The organism is Segeticoccus sp. (assembly GCF_035708005.1).
Genome location: NZ_DASSTI010000166.1, coordinates 1 through 7,373 on the forward strand (window position 1 = coordinate 1; position 7,373 = coordinate 7,373).

Consider the following 7,373-nt stretch of genomic DNA (forward strand, 5'->3'; position numbering starts at 1 on the left):
CGACCGACTACCTCGTCCACGTCGCCGCCGAGTCCTCCGACGCGCTGCGGGACTTCGTGCTCGACCACCTCACCAACCGCCCGGGCGTCGTCCACGCCGAGACCTCGCTCGTCTTCGAGGCGCTGCCAGGCACCGGAAGCCTCACCGGGGTGCCGACGCCGCCCGCGTCCCGCGACTGACGACGCGGTCTGTGGCGTTTCGGCCTCCAGGGAGGCGGTGACACGCCACATACGAGGTCGTCGGTCGGGCCGGCGCCGTAGCATCGCGGTCGTGGCCGACCTCCGCCTGCTCGAGATCCACCGCTACCCGGTGAAGTCGATGCTGGGCGAGCGCCTGGATGCCGTGGCTGTAGACCGGCGGGGACTCGTCGGAGACCGGCTGTGGGCCGTGCGGGCCGACGACGGCAAGTTCGCGAGCGGCAAGCACAGCAGACGCTTCCGCCGGATGGACCCCGTGTTCGCCTGGTCGGCCGCACTGGCCCCGGACGAGGACGGCGCCGGCGGGCCGACCGCCGTCGTGACCGGGCCGGACGGCCGGGCCCACCGCTGCGACGACCGGGCGTTGCCCGACGCCCTGACCGCGTCCCTCGGGCGACCGGTGCACCTCGTGCGCGAGGGGCAGACGCGTCGCGACGGGCAGGTGCTGTCCCACTTCGACGCCGCGGCCGTGAGCATCGTGGGTACCGCCACGCTGGCCGCCGCGGCCGAGCTCGTCGGTGCCCCGGAGACGTTGGACCCGAGGCGGTTTCGCGCCAATCTCGTGGTCGAGACGGAGGAGCCGTGGATCGAGGAGGACTGGGTGGGGCGCCGGGTCGACATCGGTGACGTGTCGCTGGTGGTGACCGAGCGCATCCCGCGCTGCCGGATGGTCGACATCCGGCAGGGGGACGTGCCGGAGCGCCCGGGGGTGCTCAAGACCCTCACCGCGACGCGCGGCATGTGCCTGGCGGTCTACGCCGAGCCGCTCACCGAGGACACCGTCCGGGTCGGCGACCCGGTTCGCTGCTGAGCTGCTGCTGGTGTCACCATGCAGCGGTTCCCCGCGGCACGGGTGTGCCGGCATACGTCGACCGAGGCGAGCAAAAGGCGACTTGACCCTCACCTGGCGTGAGGCAGCACGGTAGGGACATGACCGAGATGGCACAGGCGAACCGGCGACAGGCAGGGCCGCGCACGGTGGGGCAGCTGGCGGAACGGTTCGGCGTGACGGTGCGCACCCTGCACCACTACGACGAAATCGGGCTGCTGGTGCCCAGCGAGCGGAGCGCGGCCGGCTACCGGCTCTACACCGAGGCGGACGTCACGCGGCTGCAGCACGTGGTCGTCTACCGCCGGCTCGGGTTCGCGCTGGAGGAGATCGCACTCCTGTTGGACGAGTCCCGATCAAGCAGAGACGATGTCGTCCGTCACTTACGCCGTCAACGCGCAGCGGTCATGTCCCGGCTGGACGAGATGCGCGGTCTCGTCGCGGCCATCGACCGAGCACTGGAGAACGAGATGAACGACCAGCCCGCCACCGAGCAGGACCTGAAGGTGCTGTTCGGCGAGAGCTTCGACGACTACCAGGGGGAGGCCCAGCAGCGCTGGGGCGACACCGACGCGTGGAAGCAGAGCCAGCAGCGCACGAAGCACTACACCAAGGCCGACTGGGAGCAGGTCAAGACGGAGACCGACCGGCTCAACGACGCCTTCCTGCAGGCCTTCCGGTCCGGCGAGCCGCCCACGAGCGAGGCGGCGATGGCCGCGGCCGAGGCGCATCGGGAGCACATCGACCGGCGCTTCTACGACTGCGACCACGCCTTCCACAAGTGCCTCGCCGACCTCTACGTCAGCGACCCGCGCTACACGGCGACGTATGACGAGTCGCTGGACGTCGAAGGGCTGGCGCAGTACGTGCACGACGCGATGTACGCCAACGCCGCCCGCCACGGCGCCTGACGCTCGCTGCCGCACCACACGGTATGGCGACCGCTCACCGGTTCGGGAGCGGTCGCCATACCGCTGTGGACCGGCGCCGAGGCGTGTGGGCGCGCTGGCCTAGGCTCTCGCTGTGACCGAGCAGCCCCGCCCTCCGGCACCTCCGGCCGGCGAGCCTTCCGTGCAGGGCCTGTTCGTCGCGTTCGAGGGGGGAGACGGCGCCGGCAAGTCGACCCAGGCCCGGCTGCTGGGGGAGTGGCTCACCGCCGAAGGGCGCACGGTGCAGCTGACCCGCGAGCCCGGCGGCACCGACCTCGGCCAGCACATCCGCGACCTGGTGCTGCACGGCGAGGACGTGGCACCCCGGGCCGAGGCGCTGCTGTTCGCCGCCGACCGCGCCCACCACGTCGAGTCGCTGATCCGGCCGGCGCTGCAGCGCGGCGAGGTCGTGATCACCGACCGCTACCTGGACTCCTCGGCCGCCTACCAGGGGGCCGGTCGCGACCTCGGCGCGGACGAGATCCGCGACTTGTCGCTGTGGGCGGTCGGGGGACTGGTGCCCGACCTGACCATCCTCATCGACCTGCCCTCGGTCGTGGGCCGGCAGCGCCGGGGCGGGGTCCATGACCGGTTGGAGTCGATCGAGGGCGACTTCCACGAGCGGGTGCGTCAGCACTTCCTCGACCTGGCCCAGCGCGACCCCGGCCGTTATCTCGTCGTCGACGGTGAGCTGGCGCCGGAGGCGATCCAGCAGCAGGTGCGCGAGCGGGTCCGGGCCGTGCTCGGGGTGAGCGCGTGAGCGTCTGGGAGGACGTCGTCGGGCAGGAGCCGGCGATCGAAACGCTGCAGCGAGCCGTCAGCAACTCGGCCGCGATGACCCACGCGTGGTTGTTCACCGGGCCGCCCGGGTCGGGACGGTCAGTGGCGGCGCGAGCGTTCGCGGCAGCCTTGCAGTGTCCTCGGGGCGGGTGCGGGGAGTGTCGAGAGTGCCGCACGGCTCTGGACGGGTCGCACGCCGACGTCGACGTCATCGCCACCGAGGGCCTCTCGATCAGCGTCCGCCAGGCCCGGGACCTCGCCGCGCTCGCAGCCCGCCGTCCCTCGGTCGGGGCGTGGCGGGTGATCATCGTCGAGGATGCCGACCGGCTCACCGAGCAGGCCGCCAACGCGCTGCTCAAGGCCATCGAGGAGCCGACGGAGCGCACCGTGTGGGTCCTGTGCGCGCCCTCGACCGAGGACGTGATCATCACCATCCGCAGCCGTTCCCGGCACGTGCAACTGCGCACCCCACCGGTCGAAGCCGTCGCCGCGCTGCTCACCCGGAGGGACGGGATCGACCCGGCCATGGCCGCCTATGCGGCCCGTGCCGCCCAGAGCCACATCGGGCTCGCCCGGCGGCTGGCCCGCGACGAGGGGGCGCGCATCCGGCGCCACGACACGCTGAAGCTGGCCACCAAGATCACCGGCGTGGGGCAGGCCGTGCTGGCGGCGACCGACCTGGCAGCGCTGGCGGGGGAGGAGACGACCGCCTCCTCGACCGAGCGGGACGCGGCCGAGCGGACGAGGCTGCTCGAGTTGCTCGGTGCGGACCCGTCCGCGCGCACTCAACCGCCGCACATCCGGTCGCAGCTCAACGCCTTGGAGAAGGAACAGAAGGCCCGGGCCACGCGGTTCGGTCGGGACGTCATCGACCGGGCCCTGGTCGACCTGCTCTCGCTCTATCGCGACGCCCTCGTGCGACACGCCGGCGCTCCGGTCGCCCTCGTCAACGAGGACGTCTCCGAGCTGGTGGACCGGCTCGCGAGGGCGATGTCGCCCGAGCAGCTCCTCGCGGCGATGGACGCGATCGGGACGGCGCGCGAGCGGATCGACGCCAACGTGCCTCCGCTGCTGGCCCTCGAGGCGATGATGATCTCGCTGCGACTGCCCCGCTGAGCGGGGGCTGACCGAGGGGCGACCGAGTGGTGCGGACGGCCTGGGCACAGCACCGGCGACGCTGCGGAACTCGGTGCCAGCACGGAGTTCTGCCAAAAGCAGGTCCCGCGACGGTTGGCACTTCTAGCCTTGGGCATCAGCGGCCGCCGCTCCCCCGGCCCAATGCAGGACCCACCACTGCCGGAACCCGCCGGCGTCATCCTGGATTGGTGAAAGATGTCGCTCAAGCTGAAAGCCCTCACCGCAACACTCGGAGCGGCGGCACTTGCTGTCGCTGCTGCTCCGTCCGCCCTCGCCTCACCGCATTCGCCCCGACCCATCACGGATCAGGTCTTTGCCCCTTTCAACGTCGCGCTCAACCACGGCAACGTGTACGTCGCAGACGGAGGAACCGCTTCCATCGCCCGTGTGCTTGCCACGGGGCAGCTCAAGACCCTCGCCACGGGTCCCCAGGGCGGAACCGGCGACGTCGCCGGGATCGACCTCGACCGCTCCGGCAAGCAGCTCGCCTACACCTGGACCGACTACGTGAACGCGAAGTCCGGGCTGACGGTCCTGACCGGTGGCAAGGCCACCATGACGGCGGACTTGTCCACCTACGAGGCCACCCACAACCCCGACCAACGCCTCACCTACGGCCTCGGCAAGAGCGCCAACCAGTGCGCCCAAGACGCCATCGAGAACCTGAGCGGCGGGCCAGCGACCTACACCGGCATGGTGGACTCCCACCCGTATGCCGTCGCGAGCCTGGGCGGCGGAGCCTGGGTGGTCGCGGACGCCGGTGGCAACGACCTGTTGAAGGTCACCAAGTCGGGCACAATCTCCACGCTGGCCGTGCTGCCGCGGCAGCCGTTGAAACTCACCAAGTCCGTGGCCAGCACCCTCGGCCTGGAGAAGTGCGTCGTGGGCCTCACCTACAACTTCGAGTCGGTGCCGACCGACGTCGAGGTGGACCAACACGGGATGCTGTGGGTCTCCACCCTGCCCGGCGGACCCGAGGACCCGAGCCTCGGTGCCCGCGGCAGCGTCTACAAGGTGAACCCGCGGACCGGCAAGGCGACGCGGATGGCCACCGGGTTCGCCGGTGCCACGAACCTGGCGGTGGCCCCGAACGGAACCGTCTATGTCACGGAGCTGTTCGGCGGCAAGGTCTCGATGGTGACGAAGAAGGGCCCGAAGACCGTGGCCGAGGTCCCCGGTGCCCTTTCGGTCGAAGTGAAGGGCAGCTGGCTCTACGTGGGGACGATGGCCCCCATGGATGACCAGGGCAACCCCACAGGAAGCGGAACCATCGTCAAGATCCGACGCTGACTGATCCCCTCCAGTCAACGTCGCCCAGCCGGGGCGGTCGGTCCACGGGCCGGCCGCCCCGGCCTTCGTTGTGCTCTTGACAGGCTGCCGAGATAGCGTCGGGGTCGCCGGGCCCGGCTCGGCGACGGACACATTCCCGGCGCAGGACTGCCGCGCCGAGGCGGACCGAGAGGCGACGACTGATGGGCTTGGCCGAACGCAGCACCGCTCGACGTGCTGGACGGCGACTGGCAGCAGTGGTCGGGGGCGCTGCGCTGGTGGTCGCGGGGCTGACCGCGTGCAACTCCCCGGCGTCGCAGTCCTCCGGCTCCGCTGCGGCGCCCAGCAGCCGCTCCGCTGCGACGAGCACCAGCAACGGCGCCGGCAGCGCCGCACCGGTGCCGGCCGGCCTGAAGCGCTTCTACGACCAGAAGCTCGACTGGCAGGACTGCTCGGACTTCAAGTGCACCAGGCTCACCGTGCCGGTCGACTACGCCCATCCGGACGGCAAGACGATCCAGCTGGCCGTGCTGAAGGCGCCCGCCACCGGTCAGCGCGTCGGCTCGCTGGTGGTCAACCCGGGTGGACCCGGCGGCTCGGGGGTGGAGTATGCCGCCGCCGCGGACTACATCGTCAGCAAGTCCGTGCGCCAGGCCTACGACATCGTCGGCTTCGACCCGCGCGGAGTCGACCGCTCGGACCCGATCAAGTGCTACGACGGACCCCAGCTCGACACGTTCCTCGGCTCGGACCCGACGCCCGACGACATGGCGGAGGAGAAGGCCATGATGGCCGCCGGCACCGCCTTCGGGAAGGCGTGCGAGCGCAAGAATCCCGAGTTGCTCCCGCACGTGTCCACTGAGGACGCCGCGCGGGACATGGACGTGCTGCGGGCGGCGTTGGGAGAGTCAAAGCTGGACTACCTCGGCAAGTCCTACGGCACCTTCCTCGGTGCCACCTACGCCGGCCTCTTCCCGAAGAACGTGGGCCGCTTCGTCCTCGACGGGGTCGTCCCACCAGACCTGACCTCCAGTGAGCTCAACGAGGGCCAGGCGGTCGGCTTCGAGCGGGCCACCCGGGCATACGTGCAGAGTTGCGTCAGCCAGGGCAACTGCCCGCTGGGCACGTCGGTGGACCAGGGGATGCAGCGGCTGCGCGAGTTCCTCAAGCGGCTCGACCAGCGGCCGGTCCCCGTGACCGACGACCCACGGGTGCGGGAGCTGACCGAGGGGTGGGGGTCGATGGGCATCGCCGAGGCGATGTATGACCAGAACCAGTGGAGCACCCTCACGTCGGCGCTGCGCGCCGCGTTCAACGGCAGCGGCAACGACCTGATGATGCTGGCCGACCAGTACGCCCAACGGAACGACAACGGCACCTACACCGGCAACATCATGCAGGTCATCTACGCCGTCAACTGCCTCGACCGGCCGGACAGCCCCCACCTCAGCCACTACGCGCAGGACGCCAAGAAGTTCAGCAAGGAGGCCCCGACCTGGGGGGCGATGCTGGCCTGGGGCAGCGTGACGTGCGCCCACTGGCCGGTGAAGTCGCACACCCCGCCCCACAAGATCAGCGCCAAGGGGAGCGGCCCGATCCTCGTGCTCGGTACCACCCGGGACCCGGCCACCCCGTACGAGTGGTCCAAGCGACTGGTCAACGAGCTCGCCAACGGCCACCTGCTGTCCTACAACGGCGACGGCCACACGGCATACATGCGGTCCAACCAGTGCGTGGACAGCAAGGTCGACGACTACCTGCTGCACGGCAAGCTGCCGCCCAAGGGCACCATGTGCTGACCGACGGGCCGGTTTCGGCAATCCGGGGAGTGATCCGTATACTCGTGCCTCGCGTCCCCCGGGGCGCGCGCCGCCTTAGCTCAGTCGGCAGAGCGATTCACTCGTAATGAATAGGTCGTCGGTTCGATTCCGACAGGCGGCTCCACGCGTTGGTTCAGGTCAGCGGCACCGCGACGCTGACCACCACGGCCAGCAGCGACCAGAGGCTGGCCCGGATGGGCACACTGTGGGCACATCGTCGCCGCGGTCGTGATCGACTCATGGCCCTTGGCCTGCTGGGTCCAGCGCACCCGGACGCCCGCCCGTCTCAAGGACAGGCGGGCCCGCGATCAGCTGGATAGCTGCTCGCGCGCCGCGGCCGAGGCGAAGCCGAGCCACGTGTGCCGGTTACCGGCCCAGCACCATCCGATCTTGGGTGCGTTGCGGTTGTGCC

General features: G+C 70.6%; 8 protein-coding genes and 1 tRNA gene. 8 read left to right on the forward strand and 1 reads right to left on the reverse strand.

Annotated elements, in window-relative coordinates:
* The 8 genes from VFL99_RS15795 to VFL99_RS15830 form a co-directional block, all read left to right on the forward strand.
* Positions 1–179 (forward strand): Lrp/AsnC ligand binding domain-containing protein (locus VFL99_RS15795; protein WP_325107318.1); only part of this gene is annotated, 179 nt, incomplete at its 5' end.
* A gap of 91 nt (positions 180–270) precedes the next feature.
* Positions 271–1,008 (forward strand): MOSC domain-containing protein, encoded by a 738-nt coding sequence (locus VFL99_RS15800; RefSeq protein ID WP_325107312.1) that lies wholly within the window; start codon positions 271–273, stop codon positions 1,006–1,008.
* Positions 1,009–1,127: 119 nt separating this feature from the next.
* Positions 1,128–1,937, forward strand: coding sequence for a MerR family transcriptional regulator (locus VFL99_RS15805; RefSeq protein ID WP_325107313.1), 810 nt, complete (start codon positions 1,128–1,130; stop codon positions 1,935–1,937).
* Between the two features lie 112 nt (positions 1,938–2,049).
* A complete protein-coding gene (gene tmk, locus VFL99_RS15810) occupies positions 2,050–2,715 on the forward strand; it encodes a dTMP kinase (RefSeq protein ID WP_325107314.1) in 666 nt (221 codons plus the stop codon).
* Positions 2,712–3,851 (forward strand): DNA polymerase III subunit delta', encoded by a 1,140-nt coding sequence (locus VFL99_RS15815; RefSeq protein ID WP_325107315.1) that lies wholly within the window; start codon positions 2,712–2,714, stop codon positions 3,849–3,851. The genes tmk and VFL99_RS15815 overlap by 4 nt, the downstream gene beginning before the upstream one ends.
* A gap of 216 nt (positions 3,852–4,067) precedes the next feature.
* Entirely contained in the window at positions 4,068–5,162 is a 1,095-nt protein-coding gene (locus tag VFL99_RS15820; protein ID WP_325107316.1) for a ScyD/ScyE family protein, read from the forward strand.
* Positions 5,163–5,344: 182 nt separating this feature from the next.
* Complete coding sequence (locus VFL99_RS15825; RefSeq protein WP_325107317.1) at positions 5,345–6,940, forward strand: alpha/beta hydrolase; 1,596 nt, start codon at positions 5,345–5,347, stop codon at positions 6,938–6,940.
* Between the two features lie 69 nt (positions 6,941–7,009).
* Positions 7,010–7,085: transfer RNA gene (locus VFL99_RS15830), tRNA-Thr, on the forward strand.
* Between the two features lie 184 nt (positions 7,086–7,269).
* On the opposite strand, the gene VFL99_RS15835 is transcribed toward VFL99_RS15830, so the two are convergent.
* Positions 7,270–7,373 (reverse strand): DUF5701 family protein (locus tag VFL99_RS15835; RefSeq protein ID WP_325107319.1); only part of this gene is annotated, 104 nt, incomplete at its 5' end.

Bases quoted from the DNA above. Each gene is read 5' to 3' on its own strand.
- VFL99_RS15820 (WP_325107316.1), top strand. From the start codon at position 4,068: ATGTCGCTCAAGCTGAAAGCCCTCACCGCAACACTCGGAGCGGCGGCA.
- VFL99_RS15805 (WP_325107313.1), top strand. From the start codon at position 1,128: ATGACCGAGATGGCACAGGCGAACCGGCGACAGGCAGGGCCGCGCACG.
- VFL99_RS15825 (WP_325107317.1), top strand. From the start codon at position 5,345: ATGGGCTTGGCCGAACGCAGCACCGCTCGACGTGCTGGACGGCGACTG.